The organism is Paenibacillus luteus, assembly GCF_006542765.1.
Lineage (GTDB): Bacteria > Bacillota > Bacilli > Paenibacillales > Paenibacillaceae > Pristimantibacillus > Pristimantibacillus luteus.
This window is the reverse complement of the sequence record NZ_SKCD01000007.1, coordinates 14010-33649: the sequence shown is the minus strand read 5'-3', so window position 1 is coordinate 33649 and position 19640 is coordinate 14010. Positions and strand designations below refer to the sequence as shown.

The 19640-nt window shown below is 47.5% G+C and carries 16 protein-coding genes; 13 read left to right on the top strand and 3 right to left on the bottom strand.

The genetic code is table 11. The annotated features are described in order from the left end of the window. Positions 1–105: 105 nt before the first annotated feature. Positions 106–1968: an LTA synthase family protein gene (locus tag E0496_RS05110; protein ID WP_141500578.1), complete on the bottom strand. Its 1863-nt coding sequence runs from the start codon at positions 1966–1968 to the stop codon at positions 106–108. 341 nt (positions 1969–2309) lie between these two features. Here E0496_RS05110 and E0496_RS05105 point away from each other — a divergent pair, with 341 nt between their 5' ends. Next, complete coding sequence (locus E0496_RS05105) at positions 2310–3206, top strand: M15 family metallopeptidase (protein WP_241674597.1); 897 nt, start codon at positions 2310–2312, stop codon at positions 3204–3206. Between the two features lie 103 nt (positions 3207–3309). Here E0496_RS05105 and E0496_RS05100 read toward each other — a convergent pair whose 3' ends face one another. Further along, positions 3310–3465: a DUF1540 domain-containing protein gene (locus E0496_RS05100; protein ID WP_139996831.1), complete on the bottom strand. Its 156-nt coding sequence runs from the start codon at positions 3463–3465 to the stop codon at positions 3310–3312. A 72-nt stretch (positions 3466–3537) separates the two neighbouring features. Between E0496_RS05100 and E0496_RS05095 the strand changes: the two genes are divergently transcribed. Further along, positions 3538–4512 carry a nucleoside hydrolase gene (locus E0496_RS05095; RefSeq protein ID WP_141500577.1) on the top strand — a complete coding sequence of 325 codons (975 nt, stop codon included), beginning with the start codon at positions 3538–3540 and terminating at the stop codon, positions 4510–4512. Between the two features lie 93 nt (positions 4513–4605). Here the strand turns inward: E0496_RS05095 and E0496_RS05090 are convergent, their stop codons facing one another. Beyond that, positions 4606–5922, bottom strand: coding sequence for a deoxyguanosinetriphosphate triphosphohydrolase family protein (locus tag E0496_RS05090; protein WP_141500576.1), 1317 nt, complete (start codon positions 5920–5922; stop codon positions 4606–4608). 228 nt (positions 5923–6150) lie between these two features. On the opposite strand from E0496_RS05090, the gene cls reads away from it, so the two are divergent. From cls to E0496_RS05040, 11 genes are all read left to right on the top strand, one after another. Next, positions 6151–7599: a cardiolipin synthase gene (cls, locus tag E0496_RS05085; protein ID WP_206669716.1), complete on the top strand. Its 1449-nt coding sequence runs from the start codon at positions 6151–6153 to the stop codon at positions 7597–7599. A 663-nt stretch (positions 7600–8262) separates the two neighbouring features. After that, a complete protein-coding gene (locus E0496_RS36815; protein ID WP_277755825.1) occupies positions 8263–8394 on the top strand; it encodes a hypothetical protein in 132 nt (43 codons plus the stop codon). 262 nt (positions 8395–8656) lie between these two features. After that, positions 8657–9049, top strand: coding sequence for a Fur family transcriptional regulator (locus tag E0496_RS05080; protein ID WP_141500574.1), 393 nt, complete (start codon positions 8657–8659; stop codon positions 9047–9049). Continuing rightward, the gene (locus E0496_RS05075; protein ID WP_141500573.1) at positions 9028–9861 is read left to right on the top strand and encodes a winged helix-turn-helix transcriptional regulator; all 834 of its coding nucleotides are present in this window, start codon (positions 9028–9030) and stop codon (positions 9859–9861) included. The genes E0496_RS05080 and E0496_RS05075 overlap by 22 nt, the downstream gene beginning before the upstream one ends. Before the next feature lie 179 nt (positions 9862–10040). Continuing rightward, entirely contained in the window at positions 10041–11495 is a 1455-nt protein-coding gene (locus tag E0496_RS05070) for a catalase (RefSeq protein WP_141500572.1), read from the top strand. Positions 11496–12071: 576 nt separating this feature from the next. Beyond that, on the top strand, positions 12072–13235 hold the full coding sequence (locus tag E0496_RS05065; protein WP_161601316.1) for a GntR family transcriptional regulator: 1164 nt from the start codon (positions 12072–12074) through the stop codon (positions 13233–13235). Positions 13236–13443: 208 nt separating this feature from the next. Continuing rightward, positions 13444–14754, top strand: coding sequence for a glycoside hydrolase family 125 protein (locus E0496_RS05060; protein WP_141500570.1), 1311 nt, complete (start codon positions 13444–13446; stop codon positions 14752–14754). A 68-nt stretch (positions 14755–14822) separates the two neighbouring features. Then, positions 14823–16196 (top strand): extracellular solute-binding protein, encoded by a 1374-nt coding sequence (locus E0496_RS05055; RefSeq protein WP_161601315.1) that lies wholly within the window; start codon positions 14823–14825, stop codon positions 16194–16196. A 73-nt stretch (positions 16197–16269) separates the two neighbouring features. Continuing rightward, positions 16270–17181, top strand: coding sequence for a carbohydrate ABC transporter permease (locus E0496_RS05050; protein WP_141500568.1), 912 nt, complete (start codon positions 16270–16272; stop codon positions 17179–17181). 86 nt (positions 17182–17267) lie between these two features. Then, positions 17268–18122, top strand: coding sequence for a carbohydrate ABC transporter permease (locus tag E0496_RS05045; RefSeq protein WP_141500678.1), 855 nt, complete (start codon positions 17268–17270; stop codon positions 18120–18122). 364 nt (positions 18123–18486) lie between these two features. After that, entirely contained in the window at positions 18487–19320 is an 834-nt protein-coding gene (locus E0496_RS05040) for a DUF427 domain-containing protein (RefSeq protein ID WP_141500567.1), read from the top strand. The last annotated feature ends 320 nt before the right edge of the window (positions 19321–19640 follow it).

Below are 19640 nucleotides of genomic sequence, written 5' to 3'. Positions count from 1 at the left end.
CCAGATAAACAGGGCAAAAAGATATTCTGTTGAATAAAAATAAGGCTCACTTTGAAGCAGCTTGCTGCGCTTCAGAGTGAGCCTTTTTTAGTGATATCTACACCATTATTTCTTCTTCCAGCTAGGCAGCTGGCTGACATAGCTATCGGATAGATTAAGCAGCTCCAGCGCGCGCTGGTACTCATCCTCCGTCGCTTCTTGTTCCTTAAGGCCGTCTCCGGCTAACGAATAATGCTTGCCGTCTTCATAGCCGCTGCCTGACATGAATAGCTCTTTGCTGCTTAAGAATGAGCCAGTCGGGAGATAATAACGCTGAGGAAGCACGTTATACGACTGGTTGAACAAGTCTTGGCCAAAATGGATATGATCATCCAAGGAAATGCCAAGCATGTTCGCAATCGTTGGCAAAATATCTACCTGTCCGCCAAGCTGATCGAACACTTTTCCTTCCGTTACGCCTGTAGAAGCAACAACGAGCGGAATATTGATCATATCGGTGTAGCTGTATTCATGTCCGTAAATTTCAGCCATGAGCGCTTTATCATCGCGATCCAAAGAATAAATAGGAAGACCTAGATGATCACCGTATAACAGAATCAAGCTGTTGTCCCAAATGCCGCGTTCCTTTAGATCTGCAATAAAGCCGCCAAGTGCGTAATCCGCATAGTTTTGAGCACGGATATAATCACCGACAAAAGTATTCTCATAGCGCTCAGGGAGCGTCATTTTGTATTTGTCCGCTGGAATCGTGAACGGGTGATGCGATGTCATCGAAATGACGTGCGAGTAGAACGGTTTGCCGTTTTGGCTCATGCGATCCATCTCTGCTGCTGTTTTCTTGTAAAGCTGCTCATCGGAAGCGCCGAAGAATACAGTGTCCTCATCGCCAAAAAACTTCTGGTCGTAATAACGGTCGAACCCAAGCGCCTTGTAGAGCTCGCCTCGGTTCCAGAATTCAACGACATTCGTATGGAACGTAGTCGTGTCGTAGCCGTTCGCTTTAAGCAGCTTAGGCAAGCTTGGAAGCTCCTTGTCAGCATAAATCATCGTTGCAGCGCCACGAGGCGGAATATAGAACGATGTGTTGACGACAAATTCAGCGTCTGACGTATTTCCTTGGCCAACCTGCTGGTAGAAGTGCTTGAAATAATAGTTCTCGTTGACGAGCTTATTTATATTCGGTGTAATTTCTTTGCCATCAATCTTCAGATTGACGAGGAAGTTTTGGAACGACTCCATCTGAATGATAATGACGTTTTTGCCGGAAGCCGTCTTCCACAGCTGTGGAGCAGCGGGCTGCTCGATTTTCTTTACTTCATCGATCTTGGTTTGCGTAATATGGTTTGGATCTACAAAATCAATGTCTTTATTAGAAAAAATCATGTAAGCCTCGTAATTCAGAATGCCCATTTGCTCCGCTTTGACAATTTCGTTCATGCTCGCACGGTTTGGCAAAATGTTGAACAAGCAAAGCGCGATTGAAATGGTAAACAAGGCTACAACGAGACGTTTGCTCTCCTTGCGGGAGCTTTCTTTCTTCCAGTTCAATGCCTTCTTGCGGCGAAAGAGCAAGAAAGCCATAATGATGATATCGGTGAAGATGAGCAAGTAGTAGGGGTCCATGAGCGAGAATACGCTGTTCTTGACCGCTGTAACCTGGTTTACCTGCTCAAGCGCCAGATAGGTAACGATGACGCCATAATATTTGTAATACATAATGACGGCGAACAAAATGAGCGTCATGACTAAATTCGCGATTAAATAGTAGACCAGCTTGCGTTTGGATGAGAAGTATTCTATGAAACAATACACAATAAGTACAAACGGTATTTCTTTTAAAATCGTAGTCCAGGAGAATCCATCTTCGAAAATAACCATCCACGCCAAATAGCTTTTCAAAAGCATAATGAACGAGAAAAAAAGGATGGGACGAGTGCTTAGCAGTCGTTTGGGAGTTAAAAATGACATATAACCGCCTACCTTTCACAGCAAAAACAGGCCGTCTCTCCGAGGCAGCCAGCCCGCTAATATTAATATATATGCGCTCTGTAAATTCTTATCCCATTATGCTCCTAATGACAGGTGAATGTCAAAAGGCAAAAGGCTCCTCCATGCCCAAGCATATAATTGGTTAATCATTAATTAATACACGTATTTGCTCTATTTCTATCACGTTACATCATTTCCAAGTTATTAGATTGAAACATTATAAAGCTTTTAGTAGTCTATTAAGTAGATGCGATGGACAAACCGTGAAAACAAGTGCAAATACATGAAAAATATGTAAAAAAATATTCCGGAGGCTAATCATGAAAAAAAGAAAAAGCAGGCTGCTTTTGTTCGTTATGGTATGCGCAGCAATGGTGATTGGTTACTCTCTATATAAGACGGGAGATTTTGCAATCTTTCCGGGCAAGCAAGCGTCTGCCAATGGTGGAGCGTCAGGGAACGGCGGCGAGGTGTCAGGCGGCGTGGATGCCAAGCCGGGGACTAAACCAGAAGACAAGCCAACGGGAGAGCCGCCTGCAGCAACCGATAAGCCAACTGCTAATCAAGGAAACAGCGGTAGCGGCAATGGAACTGCAGAAAATGAACAAACCGAGGATGGAATGGCCGTCATTGCGAAGCCAGCGGACGTAGCGGTGCTTGTAAACAAGCAGAACAAGCTGCCCGAAGAATATAATCCTTCGGATTTGGTCTATCCTGACGTTCGTTTTATTTTTTCGGATAAGGTGGACAAGCGCAAGATGAGACAGGAAGCATCTACGGCGCTCGAAAAGCTGTTTGCTGGAGCAGAGAATGACGGCGTACTGCTGGCGGGAGTTTCGGCTTATCGGTCCCACAGCACGCAAAAGACGCTTTTTGAGCGCTATGTCAAACGTGATGGGCTGGAGAAAGCCAGAACCTATAGCGCCTTTCCCGGGACGAGCGAGCATGAGACGGGTCTCGCCATAGACGTAACCGGAAGCGATGGCAAATGCGCGGCGGCCGATTGCTTCGCAGGTACGAAGGAAGCGGTATGGCTGGAGAAGCACGCCCATGAATATGGGTTTATTATCCGATATCTAAAGGGAAAGGAAGAGATTACGGGTTATCAGTACGAGCCTTGGCATCTTCGCTACGTAGGCGAGGACCTTGCTGCTGAGCTAGCCGAGAGCGGCGAGACGCTTGAGGAGCATTTTAATGCGGTTCCGGTTACAAAATAAATAGAATTAGGAGCTGCGCAAGCTGTCTTTAATTCGAACCCGCTTAAGATTACGGCATTCGAATCAAGACGCTTGCGCTGCTTATTAACGGTAAAGCCTTTCGTTAGATCTTTGCTTCAAACGTTTTACAATCGGTTTCCTCGGAGTGGCTTGCTTGCTTGCCACGGTTGCTGACAACATAAATGGATGAAGCGCCGCAGTGGTTTCCCGCTGCCCAGAACTTGCATGAGTTCACTTCACATAGTACATCCTTAGCCATTGACAATTCACCCCCTTGTTTATAGGATGGACAAACGATATATCGTTTTATACTCGGAAAGGACGGATATATATGGCAAACACAAAACTTTATTTTAATCATGATGCTGGCGTTGATGACCTGGTATCTCTATTTCTATTGCTGCAAATGGAGGATGTTGATCTGATTGGCGTTTCAGTTATCCCGGCAGACGGCTATTTGGAGCCAGGCGAGAAGGCGAGCCGCAAAATCATTGATCGCTTCGGCAAACAAGAGAAAACCGTTGCAACGGAGGTCGCGCGCTCTAATTCTCGTGGCGTGAACCCATTTCCAGCCGAGTGGCGCATGCATACGTTTTTTGTCGATGCGCTGCCGATTTTGAATGAGGCAGGAACGATTCGTACGAAAGTCGCCGAGCTGCCTGCGCATTTGCATATGATCGAGCAGCTTCGCCGTTCCGAGGAGAAGGTTACGCTGCTGTTTACTGGTCCGCTTACGGATTTGGCGAGAGCGCTGGACGAGGCGCCAGATATTGAAGAGAAGATCGAGAAGCTCGTGTGGATGGGCGGCACATTTAATGAACGGGGCAATGTTCAGGAGCCTGAGCATGACGGTACGGCAGAATGGAATGCCTTCTGGGACCCGGAAGCGGTTCACCGCGTATGGGCAAGCAGCATTCCGATCCTGCTAGTTGCTCTGGAGAGCACGAACAAGGTGCCTCTTACGATGGATGTTCGCAATCGTTGGGCTTCGCTGCGGAAGCATGAAGGACTTGATTTTGTCGGTCAATGTTATGCCGCATGTCCTCCGCTTGTTTACATGGAAACCAATTCTACCTACTATTTATGGGATGTACTGACGACAGCCGTTGTCGGAAACCCGGATTTAGTGCAAATCAAGACGGTACCAAGCGGCGTGATCAAGGATGGTGCGAGCCAAGGCCGTACGGTGGAGCTCGCGGATGGCCGTCCGGTTAGCTTGGTTTACGATGTCGATCCGGTTCGTTTCTTCGATTACATTACGGAGCTTTCGGCTAGCGCGGTAAGTACGGTTGTAGGGAGAGACTAAAGTGAAGATAAAGGCGGATCATTTGGAGAAGCCTTGCAAAAGAAGAAGCACAGCTGGAAGTGAGTCTCACTCCCTGCTGTGCTTTTTTTTTAGTTAATCCAGCTCATAAATTGAGCCTGATTTGCTGGCATAGAGCTCTGCGTAGACCTTCTCCGCATAAGCATCGGTCATGCCGGAAATATAGTCAGCAACAAATCGAGGCCAACTCCATTTGCTCTTATGCTGCTCATAATTCTCGATCCAATCCGGTGGGATAATGAGGCGCCCTTGCTCTTGCACCTTAAAGCTATCCCACAGCCTTCGAATCATAATTTCACTGCGCATTTGTAGGCGCTGAACACGGAAATCCTTAATTAGCGTAACCCAAGCGAGCTTCTTCAAAATTTCCATCGTCCGCAGCAGATCGATATCCTGCTGTCCGTTGTTGACGAAAGTAACCTTTTTCCAGCCGCGCTGCGTGTCGTCGATAATGCCGACCTTGCCTGCGAACAAGCTGACCCATCGAGCTTTCATCTCACGTCTGGTGCGTGAGGATTCCCTCTCACAGCTAACATAAAGAGCTTCCCATTGCTCTAAATAAGAGATAAGCACACGCTTCACCATGGCGGGAATGTCGACTTCGCCCCAGCCGATGCCCGTATTGCCCTTATCCTCTACAATTTCCTGTACCACATGATCAATAAGCCGGCTATCTTCGAAAAAAGTACGGTTCATCTGGATTTTGCCTGCACGAATGCCGTCCTCGATGTCATGGGTGGAATAAGCAATATCATCGCATAGATCCATCAGCTGCGCCTCAAGCGTCGAACAGCCAATCGGAATTTGCCATGACCGACGGAGCTGTTCGATTTCTGCCCATTCGGTGGTGTATAAGCCTTTGAGCCGCCCAGGCTCACCGAGGCTGAAGGGATATTTGTTGACAGCAAGCAATACGGCGGCAGTCAAATCGAGGCCGCTGCCGCTGCCGGCGCGCTTCTCCAAGAACATGAGGATGCGGAAGTTTTGCGCATTCCCCTCATAAGGCATTCCGTATTCTTCCATGAGCACATGATTGAGCACTTCCTCGCCCTTATGTCCGAAAGGCGGATGGCCGAGGTCGTGGGCAAGTGCTGCAATCTCCACGACAGCGGGGTCCAGTACGAGGCCGGGATGCTCTTTGCGATCTAGAAAATCATATTGTTTGCCAAGTCTTCTGGCTACCTCACGCGCAATTTGCGACACTTCTAGTGAGTGGGTTAGTCTTGTCCGGTAGTAATCGCCCGTGCCTGCGCCGAATACCTGCGATTTACCCTGCAGTCGGCGGAAGGCAGGCGATTGAATGAGTCTTGCGTAATCGCGTTCATATTCATCCCGTTCTTCACTAAAGGTGCCGAGCGCTTTCTCGTCCAGCCTGAATTTGCGTATATCCATCGTTGTTCCTCCAGTGCCACTGCTGCGGGTTCTGTCCAAGAGAAAGTGGTTCTTGATCCCGCCTTGTTAACAGGCGTATATTTTGATGCATTTTAATCGGAAAGGGGTATTAATGAAGCAATCGTTTCTTCTGCTTGAATTGTAGCATATAATCAGGGTTGAACATACACCGTGCTTGGAGTATGATCGCATTAGCTTTTACATAAGACTGAGGTGTTTATGATCAGAATCGCAATAATGCAAAACGCATACGCAATCATTATGCTGCTTAACATTTTTTTGGCGATAACCGTCATCTTCTTGGAACGTCGCAATGCAAGTACCACTTGGGCTTGGCTGATGGTCCTCTTTTTTATCCCAGTCATCGGGTTTATCATGTATTTAATATTGGGGCAAAAGGTTCGCAAGAGAAAGCTGTATAAGCTGCTTGGAGACAGCCAGCGCATTATCGAGCATACAATTGAGCGACAAATGCGACAGCTGCGCGATGGTGAACTGCTGCACAAGGATACGGAAATGCAGAGCTACCAGGATATGATCTACATGAATCTGAAAACAAGCTACGCCTTGTACACGAGCAATAACGCGGTTGATATCTTCACGGAGGGCAACCAGAAATTCGACGCGCTGCTGAAGGATATTGCAGAGGCCAAGCATCATATTCATCTCGTCTACTATATCGTGCGCGACGATGAGCTGGGCAGACGGCTCGTAAAGGCGCTCGCTGCGAAGGCAGCGGAGGGCGTGGAAGTTAAGTTTCTATATGATCACATTGGAAGCTCTGGCTTGCCAAGGCGTTATTTTCACGATTTATTGGCGGCTGGCGGCGAGGAAGCGGCGTTTTTCCCGTCTCGTATTCCGTATTTGAACTTGAAGATAAACTATCGCAATCATCGCAAGCTTGTCATTATTGACGGTCAGGTAGGTTATATTGGCGGCTTTAACATCGGTGACGAATATCTGGGCCTGAATGAGCATTTCGGAGAGTGGCGTGATACCCATCTGAGAGTGCGGGGCAACGCGGTGCTGCAAATGCAAGCGCAGTTTCTAATGGACTGGAACCTTGCTGCGTCCGGGAAAATATCTTTAAATGAACTGTATTTCCCAATTATGAGCGAGGATACAGGCACGATTGGGTTGCAACTGGTGGCCAGCGGGCCGGATACGGAATACCAGCAGATTAAAGATGCTTATATCAAAATGATCTATGCGGCGAAAGAAACGATCTGTCTGCAAACTCCTTATTTTGTGCCAGACGAGAGCTTGATGACGGCGCTGAAGATCGCGGCATTATCAGGGGTTGACGTTCGTATTATGCTGCCGAGCAAGCCGGATCACTTCTTTGTCTACTGGGCAACGCATTCGTATTTGGGTGAGCTTCTTTCCAATGGTGTCTCTTGTTATATGTTCGAGAAGGGCTTTCTTCATGCGAAGACGCTGGTTATAGACGGCAAGGTCGCTTCCGTTGGTACCGCAAACCTTGATATCCGCAGCTTTAAGCTCAACTTCGAGATGAATGCGTTTATCTATGATACGCAGACGGCAGCCAAGCTGCAACGCATTTTTGAGATGGATATGAAAAATAGTACGCAGCTGACCACGGAGATTTACGGCGAGCGTCCGCTGATGAATCGGTTCAAGGAATCGATTTCTCGGCTACTCAGTCCAATCCTATAGACACACATAAGAAGGGCTTCTGCTTATCAATGGATAACCAGAAGCCCTTCACCTGCTTGGTAGTGAACTATTCAATTTATTCAAACGCTCCAATCCGATTCTTTCCTTGTTTCTTCCTCGTCCTTTCGAATTTGTTACAAACCTTATCGACTTCGATCCTAGTTTTACTGACCTCGATCAACTTCCTTTCGATTTGTTTCAAATCCTCTTCCTTCCGTAAGTACCTGACCTTCAACTCATCGACCTTTCCTAATCACTGTTGTCCCCGCATGTCCTGTATTTCCTTCGGTGCTCCTTCCCGAGTTAATGAGACATGCTTCGCTAACCTACTTCAATGGGCTATCCCCTCTCGTTTAAGATAGGCTTAGTATATCTCATTATTATAATTTTGTAAATATTCAGTTTATTTATTTCGACAAAAAAATTGAAACGATTACAGCGAATAAATAAGGTGGACATAGAATGGAATGCAACTTAGAGGGAAGGATGATTTCGATGCAATGCGAAAGCTGCTTAGTGGAGGAGAAGAGTTACTTTCTCCAATTCGATGATCGGTCGGAAGCGGAATTTCTTGCTCGATATTTACCAGACCATTCAGATAGGCTGTGGCAAAAATATGATGATTAACGTTACTGGCTGCATGAAACTTTATTTTATAATATGATGGATTACGCCTTGGCTCATTTGAACGTGTCTGGGATCAGCGCGGTGGAAGCGAGACGGAATACAGTGATAGAAAAGGTAAAGGGCCTCCTGCCGCTGCCGCAATTTCAGCAGGAGCGCGAGGCGCACTGAATAGATGCAGTAATTAGGAAGCCAGCTACTTGCAGAGGGAATTGAGTGCAGAGATGACCTAGCCTGTGCTTGTAGGAGCTGGGTTATGAATGGTTTCAAGGCTACTTTTTCGGAAAACCGGCACCGCATTCGCAACATACCATTTAGGAGGCTGGTTGCTGGTTGCTGGTTGCTGGTTGCTGGATTTTTGTTTCAGGTTGACCGCTTTGGCCTTTAAATTTATACTTAGTCTAAAGTCATTAATCAAAGGAATGATGTTCATATGAACAAAATTAACTTAACAATACAGCGGAAATCGATATTGGAAGTGATACAGGCTGCTCATGATCATCCCACTGCGGCAGACGTAATTGAACGGTTGCGGGGCAAAGGCTTTAATTTTGCATATGGTACAGTGTACAATTCGCTTCGTTATTTAACCGATGCAGGCCTTATCCGTGAATTAAAGCTGGGTGAAGCAGTTAGCCGCTATGATGCGCGTACGGACGAGCATCAGCATATCGTATGTACCGTATGCGGGCGAGTGGATGAGGTGCTCACTCAACTGCCAGCGGAGTGGCTGCAGAAGGTTGCACTGGAGACAAAATATAAAATCGAGCATGCCCAAGTCGTAATCGAGGGGGTTTGCGAATCATGCGCGACGAAGGAAGCCTAAACCCTGCTGCTTCAAACGAAGCAGATCCGCTGCACGCGGCGGATGAAACCTTGAGCTACACGGAGGAAGAGTTGCTGCAGAATGGCATGATCTGCTCGATTACGCAGCGGGTCATGATCATCAGTCCTTTTCCCGAACGTGTCAAAAGCCTGCTCATTGCATTATCTTCGGAATGCTTTGACGTATTTTCGCTGCATGATTTTAATAAGAGCATGCTGCAAAGTCTTCAGCCGGAGCTGCTTGTCTACGATGCCATTCCTGTCCTTCATGCGGTTGCGGGAAATACTTTACAGGCTGGAGCCGAGCTGCTTGAATCCGCGGATTTGCACGCAGTTCCGGTCTTGATTCTGCTGGATCAGAAATCGTATGATACGCGCGGTACTTTTGCGCTGGGGGCGGCTGAACTGCTAGTGTGGCCGGCTAAGCCGGAGCAGGCAGTCAAACAAATCAACCGAATGCTTCTAGGCCGACCAGCTATAGCGGGCAACGCTGGGGCTATGGGCGACATGCGTACATTTAAAGATATTTCTGTTGATCTTAAGAAAATGACGGTTGACCGAGCTGGGCAGCGCGTTGAGCTGACGAAGACGGAATATGATCTTCTTCTGCATTTTATGTCATCTGATGGTTCCGTACTCACGCGGGAATCGCTTCTGGACACGGTATGGGGACTACATTTCTATGGCGGCAGCAATCTGGTGGATGCCCATATTAAGAGCTTGCGCAAAAAATTGAAAGACAGCGCGGTGGCACCTAAATATATCGTGACCGTTCGCGGTGTAGGTTACCGGCTTGCGGATCTTCGCGACTGAGAGGGATCGCTCATTGATCAGCATCTTGCTCCGATATGAAGCGGCTGCGCAGTGACCTCTTCATGAAACATTCATTGTTCATTCATAGTCTATTCATGACAGCCCTTCGGCTATCCGCTATGATTGGTTTAGAGATTTAGATCAAGTCTAAATATATAAACCAATGAAGAGGTGCTACGATGGAAAACTACCTGACCACTAATTTAGGAACGCCCGTTGGCAATAATCAGAGCTCACGTACAGCAGGACAGCGCGGACCCGCTTTAATAGAGGATTACCATTTGCTTGAGAAGCTGGCCCATTTCGACCGAGAGCGGATTCCGGAGCGAGTCGTTCATGCCCGCGGCGCTGGGGCACATGGAGTATTCCGTACCCAGGTAAGCATGACGAGCCATACGAGGGCTCATTTCATGCAGGAAACTGGTACAGAGACACCGGTGTTTGTAAGGTTTTCTACTGTTATCAACGGTACGGGCTCACCTGAGACGGCTCGCGATCCGCGCGGCTTCGCGGTTAAATTTTATACGCAGGAAGGCAACTACGATATTGTAGGTAACCATTTGCCCGTGTTTTTCATTCGTGATGCGATGAAGTTTCCGGACATGGTTCATTCTCTGAAGCCAGCTCCCCATACGAACCTTCAAGATCCGGCGCGCTATTGGGATTTCATGACGCTTTCCCCGGAATCGACGCATATGCTGACTTGGCTTTTCTCGGATGACGGGACACCAGCCACATATCGCGAAATGGACGGCTTCGGCGTACATGCTTTTAAGTGGATCAATGATGTTGGAAAGCCGACCTATGTAAAATACCAGTGGAAGTCTAAGCAAGGGGTGCGTAACTTTACAGCAGCTGAAGCCAGTGAGATGCAGGGCAAGGACTTTAATCATGCAACCCGCGATTTGCATGATGCGATTGAGCTAGGCAACTATCCCGAATGGGAGCTGCACGTTCAGTTGATGCCGACAGAACACGTGGACAGGTACGCATTTGATCCCCTTGATCCGACGAAGGTCTGGCCAGAGGATATGTACCCGCTGCAACAGGTAGGAACGATGACCTTGAACCGCAATCCGGTCAATTATTTTGCCGAGGTGGAGCAGTCAGCCTTTTCACCAAGCTCATTGGTGCCAGGCATTGAGCCATCTGAGGATAAGCTGCTTCAGGGCAGGCTATTCTCATATCCGGATACGCAGCGTTATCGCCTCGGGTCCAATTATTTGCATATCCCGGTTAATTGTCCTTATGCGCCTGTTCGCAATCATCAACGGGATGGTGCGATGACCATGCATGCTAATCCGTCCACGGTCAATTATGAGCCGAACAGCTCATCGGAGAGCCCGAGAGAATCAGAGTCTCATACGGACTCCTATGTTCCGCTCCAAGGGGCGGCTGGCCGCCAAAAGATTGATAAAACCGATGATTTTACCCAAGCTGGCGACCGATACCGCTCGTTACCCGAAGAGCAGCAAGCCAACTTGCTCGCAAACCTGATTGGTGAGCTTAAGCAAACGAATGACGATATCCGGCTGCGCGCGATTTGCAATTTCTTCCGAGCCGATCGTACGCTCGGGATGAAGCTATCCCAAGCACTTGAGGTGGACATCCGCAAGTATATGCCTCAGGAATAGGTGTGTTAAGCCCGTGAGCTCTTAACAATTGTGGAGTTCACGGGCCTTTATGGTTGATGCTGACTTCCCGGTTCTTTATATTTTCTAACCCCATACACACATGTTTCCTTGAAAGGCCGCTGTTTCATAATGACGCTTTATATTTTAGGAAGGTTACCTATATCCAGTCACAAGATTTGCAGGAAACTTCAGATACAATTGTTATGAATGAGCGTATTCATCTGAATATGCTCATTTTTCTTGGTTTCTTTACTTCAAAGAGTCCAAGGGCTGAATTCCCATCGGTTGTATGCTTGGCAATATTTTTGCGGTTATCTGGCTTAAATAAGTAGTTGAGCTCTAGAGATAGCGTAGTTCCCTGTAATAGGATAAAATATAAACAATCGTTATGCCGCTTCTTGAAGAGGCGTTATTTTTGTTGAGGAACATCATAAAGTAGCGAGAATAGCTGATCTTCTAATAGAATAACCTTTCAATAAATGACATAACATAGTATACTAGGTTGATATATACGTAAACTAATTTCAGAATGACTAATCCAATGCTGAAGGTGACTATATGATGGAAGGCATGAATATGTTGAAGCCAAGATATGAACAAATGTACCTTCTGCTTCGCGAGAAAATCCTAGTTGGCGAGTATTCGGTGGGAGAGCGGATCCCCTCAGAGAAAGAGCTGATGGAGGAATTCTCTGTAAGCCGAATCACCTCGAAGAAAGCGCTGGATATGCTCGTGCAGGATGGCATTATTATGCGCCAGCCTGGTCGGGGCTCATTCGTGATCGAGCATAAGCCCCCCTTCAGACCAGGTGAAGTGCCGAGCGTTCTTGAGCAAGCCCTGACTGTGTCTCGTCCGAAGCAGATGGTGCTCGGGGTGATTATGGAGGATTTCAGCGATAGCTACGGCAAGGAAATGCTGGCCGAGATGGAGCGTACTGCGCAGGCGCTTGGTGTGTATATCCTGCTGCGCCTTTCCTTCTCGCGCCCTGAAGTAGAAGAGAAAGCGATCCGTATGCTGCGTGAATACGGAGTGGACGGCTTAATTATCTATCCGACAAGGGGACAGAACTTCAGTCCGGAAATTCTCAGGCTTGTCATCGACAAATTTCCGCATGTGCTCGTTGACCGTTATATGAAGTGGACGGATACGACCGCAATAAGTACAGATAATGTGGAAGCCACGCGCAATGGCGTACAGCATCTGTTTAATTACGGTCATCGCCATATTGGGCTGCTGGCCTCAAGAGTGACGGATAATGTAGCTATTGAAGAAAGAATTGAAGGCTTCGTTCAGGCGCATGCCGAACGGGGCATCCTGCTTGATCGCTCATCCTGGCTTACCGATATGAACTGGAGTGTGAGCGACGAACCGGCGTCAACATCGATTGACAGAAATGTGGATATGGTTCAACGCATGCTGCGGGACCATCCGCAGGTTACTGCACTGTTTGCTATGGAATATGAGCTGGCTCTTATCGCCAAGGAAGCGATCGAGAAGCTGGGTATGCAAATTCCAAAGCAATTATCTGTCATTTGCTTCGATAGTCCGCCGAGCACCTCAGCTCTCTATCCATTTACTCATTTGCAGCAGCAGCAGAAGGAGATAGGGAAGCTTGCGGTCAACCATGTGCTGAAGCATATTGAAGGGGAAGTTATCTCGGGCAAAATTTCCTTGAATGCCACACTTATAACCGGTAAATCGACAGGTCCGGCCCCCGAGCCAATGAACGTACAGGTGTAATGGCTGGCATTTATAGAATAGATTGAAAGCTGGTTTAACAAATAGTCCTTGTTTGTCTCCTGTGACAAACAAGGACTATTTTTATGTTGCTATGTTGTTATGTCATTTTAATAAAAAAATATAATATGATATATTGACATAACATATAATATGTATTAATATCTATTTACGAACTAATGAAAGCGCTTAACAGAGAGGAATGCAGGAGATGACAGAATTAACAAAGTCGCTGCCCGTATCGGTGCAGTCATTGATAAGGGCAGTAGAGAACAAGCTCAGAGATCGTCCGAAGCTGGCTCGCATGTTTACCAAATGTTATACCAATACGTTGACGACGACCTTGCGACCACAGTCCGACAATACGATATTTGTCATTACGGGAGATATTCCGGCGATGTGGCTCAGAGATTCGGCAGCTCAGGTGCGGCCATATCTGATATTGGCAGAGCAAGATTCGGAGCTCGCAGACATGATTGAAGGCGTTGTCAGACGGCAGCTTCACTATATTGTCCTCGACCCGTATGCCAATGCTTTTAATGAGAGCGCTAATGGCATGGGGCATCAGAACGATTTAACAGAAATGAACGACTGGCTTTGGGAGCGTAAATATGAGATTGATTCACTCTGCTATCCACTGCAACTTGCTTATCTATTGTGGAAAACGACAGGGCGTACGTCCCAATTCGATGAATTATTTCTGGAAGCATGTCGCATCATATTAAAAATATGGACAATCGAGCAAAATCATGATGAGGCTTCGACATATCGCTTTGAACGCAAAGACTGCCCGGCGTCAGATACATTGCCTCACCAAGGCAAGGGCAATCCAAGCGCAGTGACGGGCATGACCTGGTCAGGCTTCCGACCGAGCGACGATGCTTGCACTTACGGCTACTTGATACCCTCCAATATGTTTGCTGTCGTAGTGCTGAATTATATGGAGGAGATTGCCCGGGAAGTCATGGGAGAAGAAGGGCTTGCTAACGAAGCTGCGTCATTACGCAAGGAAATTGAAGCAGGTATTGAGGCTTATGCGTCTATTGAGCATAGTGAATTCGGTCGCATGTACGCTTACGAGACGGATGGCCTTGGCGGTTATAACCTGATGGATGATGCCAATGTGCCAAGCTTGCTCTCGCTGCCGTATCTCGGCTATTGCTCGATCGATGATCCGATTTACTTGAACACGCGCCGTTTTGTACTGAGTGAACAGAATCCGTATTTCTTCCGTGGAATCGCAGCTGAAGGAATCGGCAGTCCACATACGCCAGAGGATTACATTTGGCATATTTCGCTGGCGATGCAAGCGTTGACATCGGGTGATCAAGTTGAGGTTGATCGATTGCTGTCTGTGCTGGAGCATACGGATGCAGGAACGGATTTTCTGCATGAAGGGTTTCATAAAGACAACCCTGCAGAATATACGCGTGAATGGTTTTCCTGGGCCAATTCGCTGTTCAGCGAGCTTATATTGGTGTATTGCGGATTCAAGGTTCCATCAGGCATGAAGCCTGTCTAATAGAGGAACAACAAAGAATTTTAGTACAATTCTGCTGGGTAAACGAACAACAAAGGGGAGCGAGTAGCATGACAGGGACAAAAAAGTGGTTGGCAGGTACAATTGCGGCATTAACGGTGCTGACAGCGGCATGCTCAGGGAATACGGGTACAAGCGATTCGGCAGGCAATCAGGCCAATGCTGGCGGACAAGCGACAAAGACTGTCAAGGTCGCCTACGGCAAATGGAATGAGACCGATAACTGGGGCAAATGGCTCGCTGATGTGAAGGTTGAGTTTGAGGCAGCCAATCCGGGTGTGAAGGTTGAGCTTCAGCCGATCGAAGGCTCGCAGTATGCAACGAAAATCCCATTGCTGATGATGGATGGAAAAACGTCGCCAGAGGTGCTTGCAGAGGATTCGTTTATGATTAACGCAGATAGCGAAGCGGGTTATCTCGAGCCGCTTGACGTTGCTTCGTGGTCAGATTGGAGCAATTTCAACGATGGCATCAAAGCTGCAGTAACGGGCAAGGGCGACAGCATATACGGCGTTCCGTTCTCTACTGATGTTCGTGGGCTTTACTACAATAAAGAGCTGTTCAAGCAAGCGGGACTTCCTGTTCCATGGGAGCCGAAGAGTTGGGATGACATTCTGAGCGCTTCGCGCATCATTAAAGAGAAGCTTCCGGATATTATTCCGTTCTGGATGAATTCTGGCAAAGCAGGCCAGGAAGCAACTACGATGCAGACGCTCGAAATGCTGCTTTACGGTACGGATAACACGCTTTACGAAGACGGTAAATGGGTAACGCAAAGCCCTGGCATGCTAAGCTCTCTTCAATTTATTAATAGTATTTATTCCGAAGGCATGGGACCGAAGCTGTCGCAAGTATTGACCTCCCAAGCAGGGCAAGTGCTAGAAACCGACTTGATGCCTAACCAGAAGGTTGCGATTGTGCTGAACGGCAATTGGCTTACAGGCAACTGGGCAGAGAACGGCGGCAAGCCATGGCCGGAAGCGCTTGATGTGTACGGCTTCGTGAAAATGCCGACGCAGAACGGACAGGAGCCAGGCTTCACGTCGATGTCCGGAGGCTGGACATTAAGCGTTGGAGCAAAGTCGAAGGAAAAAGAGCTTGGGTTCCAATTTATTCAAATGGCTACCAATAAGGTAAATAATAAAAAGTTTGCCATTCTTGATGGCGCCTTGACGCCGCGCACCGATGTTGCGTCAGATGAGGAGTACACTGGTCAGCCTGGAACCTTGTACGGCGTAGCAGCGGAGTTTATTACTTACACACATGTGCGTCCTAGCAACTCGGAATATCCGGGTGTATCTACTCAAATTCAGGAAATGGTCGAGAAGGTCGCTTCTGGCAGCTTATCTCCAGAGGATGCTATGAAGGAATATGCCAAAAATGTGGAAAGAACGGTTGGCGCAGAAAAAGTGACGGCGAAGTAAAGTGCAGGAGGAGGCCGATTGTTGCTTACTAACAGTCGGCCTTACTTGTTATATTCAGTCAGGAGGATTCGAGATGGAAGCGATTAATCCGCGGGGTTCGGGAGTGAAAAGAAAGCGGGGAAGCGGGGAGCAATGGAGAGCGGCGATGTTCTTAACCCCTAGCTGGCTGCTGCTCCTGCTGTTCTTTTTTGTACCTGCGCTGTTAACTTTTTATTTGGCCTTTACCAATATGTCCTTGACTGGTGCGGCAGCGGCGCAAACAGAGTTTATTGGCTTTAAAAATTTTACGAATATGTTTCAGGATGCGACCTTCCGTACATCTGTATTTAACACGATTCTATTTTTGTTGTTCTCCGCAGTCATTGGCCAGCAGGTCATGGGATTTCTGATTGCATTTCTGATGAATGGTCGGAATCGAACCTTTCGAAGTGTCATCGGCTCTATTGTTATCGCGGGCTGGGTTGCGCCGGAGGTGGTGTGCGCCTTCGTATGGTTCGCATTTCTTAACGATAGTGGAACAGCTAATGCAATGATTGAAAGCATCGGGCTGAAGCCCATAACATGGCTGTATACATTCCCGATGGTTTCCGTTATTTTCGCAAACATTTGGCATGGAACGGCATTCTCGATGCTGGTCTTTCAGGCCGCGCTTGGCGATGTGCCTCGCGAAGTAGAAGAGGCAGCGATGATCGATGGAGCGAGCGCCTGGCAGCGACTGATTCGTATTACAATTCCGATGATCATTGGTTCGGTCGTGACGAACATGGTGCTCGTCACGCTGCAGACGCTCGGCTCATTTACGCTCATCTATGCGCTGACAGGCGGAGGACCGGGCAATGCAACCGAGACACTGCCGATTTACATGTATCATCAGGCTTTTGTGAATTATCAATTGGGCTACGGAACGGCTATTTCACTGATGCTTCTCTTAATCGGCATCATAGCCAGCTTGCTGTATATGAAGCTGTTGAAGGTGAAGCTGTAGAAAATGAGCTTAAGGTCAGGCTGTTAAAGTTGTGCCTAGGAAATCAAAATGAATGCTATGTATGATCTACATGAGGAGGATGAATGATGAGCAGTAACGTACGGAAACGCCCGAAATTTAATCGTTATATGTTGGCACGGGTGCTTCCTTATATCATTTTGAGTATCATCGGGCTGTTGTTTTTGTTGCCGCTGCTGTGGCTGTTGCTTGCGTCTTTTGATGGGAGCGCTACGCTCGCTTTGCGAATGCCTGCAGATTTGACGGCTGCCAATTATGCCTCAACGTTGTCGAGTGCGGACAATCAAAGAGCTTTTATGAATGGCTTGATTCTGGCGTTAGGACAAGCGCTGCTTGTTGTTGTTGTAGCGGGCCTTGCTTCTTATCCGTTATCGCGTTATCAGCTGCGCTACAAGCGCCCTTTTATGTACATTATTTTGTTTGCTACCGGCTTGCCGATTACCGCTGTTATGGTGCCGGTGTATCAGTTTTTTCTGTATTTGAAAATTCAGGATTCTCTCCTGTTCACGACTTTGTTTCTCGCGGCATCCGCGCTGCCTTATTCGATCTGGATGATGAAAAACTTCATGGATTCTGTTCCGCTGGAGCTAGAGGAGGCGGCATGGGTGGATGGAGCTTCAATCTGGACGACGATGCGCCTCGTTGTGACTCCGCTTATGCTGCCAGGTATTTTTACAGTAGGTATCTTTGCATTCGCAGGCAGCTGGGGCAATTTCTTAGTTCCATTCATATTGCTGCAAAGCCCGTCGAAGCTTCCGGCCGCTGTTGCCATCTATCAATATTTTGGCCAAAACGGGATTGTGCAGTACGGTAAGCTGGCTTCCTTCTCGATTATCTATACGATGCCAGCAGTTGCTCTATATATTATAGGTCAGCGATTCATGTCCCAAGGCTTCAGCTTTGGCGGAGCAAGCAAAGGCTAAACGAGGGATTGAAGCAGCTTATGCTGCCGAAGTTCCTGACGGGGAGAATCGTTCAGACTATTCATTCCAATTGTGGCTTTCGGGATTAGCTTGCAGTGCAATAAACCGAAGACCGGTTTCCGTTAAAGGAGGCCGGTCGTTTGCTGTTTGCGAACTGTGAAGCCTCTATTATCAGGTTTATATTGTAGGATATCCATTGCGATAAGGGACATGAGATAAACTGCAATCATATTTCTCATAATTCCATATACTTAAATCCCTATTGGTTTTATATGAATATCTATTGTGCGACATAAAAGTCGGTGCTAATATATAAATGTGATAATCAATTATCTATTATTGATAAAAAAGAGGAGGAATAAACATGAGTCTTCATCAAACGGAGCAGGAAACTTGCCAGGTAGCGGATACGTCGAAAAAGAATTTGAAAGCCGAGCTTAACCCACGTTGGGTGCGCGTTCAGGTGGATGGCGTGACTATCGCGGACAGCAAGTCCGTCATTACTCTTCATGAGCGGGGGCATTTGCCCGTCTATTATTTTCCGGTGGAGGACGTCCGCAAGGATCTGCTTGTACCGTCCGCGCATCAAACCCACTGCCCTTTGAAGGGAGACGCCTCCTACTGGAGTATCCAGGTAGGCGAACGCTTAATTGAAAATGCCGTGTGGGGCTACGAGAACCCGATCCCGCAGAGCGAGGCGCTTCGCGGGCATGTGGCTTTCTACTGGAACAAGGTCGATAAGTGGCTGGAGGAGGAAGAAGAAATATTTGTTCATCCCCGTGATCCGTACAAGCGTGTTGATGCCATTGCTAGCTCTCGCCATATCCAGGTTGTGCTGAATGGGGTGACGGTAGCAGACAGCAAGCGGCCGGTGATCGTGTTTGAAACGGGCGTACCCGTTCGCTATTATTTGCCTATCGAGGATATTCGCCAGGAATACTTCTCAGAATCGAACCTACAAACCAGCTGCCCATATAAAGGAACGGCAGCCTATCTGACTGCAGATATAAACGGTAAAACGTACGAAAATGTGCTTTGGAGCTACCCGGACCCGATCCCGGAAATACCGAAAATCGCAAAGCTGCATTCGTTCTACAATGAGCGAGTGGATGCGATTTTTGTGGACGGTGTGAAGGAAGCGGAGCCGAGCTGGTACCGGTCTGCGCTTGATTTCTTTAACGCCAGCGAAATTAAGTAATTGAATACACGAACGGCATAATACCGACGTGACTGACCTGTTGACAGGAGGTCTTTTTTTATTCCCTCGTTTAAGTTGTTAATTCCGATAGGTTTAGTGTAAATAATCGTTGACATTCAACTACTTACATAATATTATTGTAATACAGTTAGTTATTATCACATGTTAATAATAATTTGAGGTCAACCTTGCGATAGGAGGTCTCATTTTCCCATAAGGGAAAGTGGGGCCTTTTCTGTATCTATAGGGACTTGGGCAGCTTTGGCTCCCCAAAAGCCTTTGTCGATTATTAAGAAACGCTTTTACAGTCTTTTGGAACG

Coding starts and splice junctions, on each gene's coding strand:
- E0496_RS05050 (WP_141500568.1), top strand. CDS start 16,270: ATGGAAGCGATTAATCCGCGGGGTTCGGGAGTGAAAAGAAAGCGGGGA.
- E0496_RS05060 (WP_141500570.1), top strand. CDS start 13,444: ATGACAGAATTAACAAAGTCGCTGCCCGTATCGGTGCAGTCATTGATA.
- E0496_RS05100 (WP_139996831.1), bottom strand. CDS start 3,465: ATGGCTAAGGATGTACTATGTGAAGTGAACTCATGCAAGTTCTGGGCA.
- E0496_RS05070 (WP_141500572.1), top strand. CDS start 10,041: ATGGAAAACTACCTGACCACTAATTTAGGAACGCCCGTTGGCAATAAT.
- E0496_RS05065 (WP_161601316.1), top strand. CDS start 12,072: ATGTTGAAGCCAAGATATGAACAAATGTACCTTCTGCTTCGCGAGAAA.
- E0496_RS05105 (WP_241674597.1), top strand. CDS start 2,310: ATGAAAAAAAGAAAAAGCAGGCTGCTTTTGTTCGTTATGGTATGCGCA.
- E0496_RS36815 (WP_277755825.1), top strand. CDS start 8,263: ATGGATTACGCCTTGGCTCATTTGAACGTGTCTGGGATCAGCGCGGTG.
- E0496_RS05045 (WP_141500678.1), top strand. CDS start 17,268: ATGAGCAGTAACGTACGGAAACGCCCGAAATTTAATCGTTATATGTTG.
- E0496_RS05055 (WP_161601315.1), top strand. CDS start 14,823: ATGACAGGGACAAAAAAGTGGTTGGCAGGTACAATTGCGGCATTAACG.
- E0496_RS05080 (WP_141500574.1), top strand. CDS start 8,657: ATGAACAAAATTAACTTAACAATACAGCGGAAATCGATATTGGAAGTG.
- E0496_RS05095 (WP_141500577.1), top strand. CDS start 3,538: ATGGCAAACACAAAACTTTATTTTAATCATGATGCTGGCGTTGATGAC.
- E0496_RS05090 (WP_141500576.1), bottom strand. CDS start 5,922: ATGGATATACGCAAATTCAGGCTGGACGAGAAAGCGCTCGGCACCTTT.
- E0496_RS05040 (WP_141500567.1), top strand. CDS start 18,487: ATGAGTCTTCATCAAACGGAGCAGGAAACTTGCCAGGTAGCGGATACG.
- E0496_RS05110 (WP_141500578.1), bottom strand. CDS start 1,968: ATGTCATTTTTAACTCCCAAACGACTGCTAAGCACTCGTCCCATCCTT.
- E0496_RS05075 (WP_141500573.1), top strand. CDS start 9,028: ATGCGCGACGAAGGAAGCCTAAACCCTGCTGCTTCAAACGAAGCAGAT.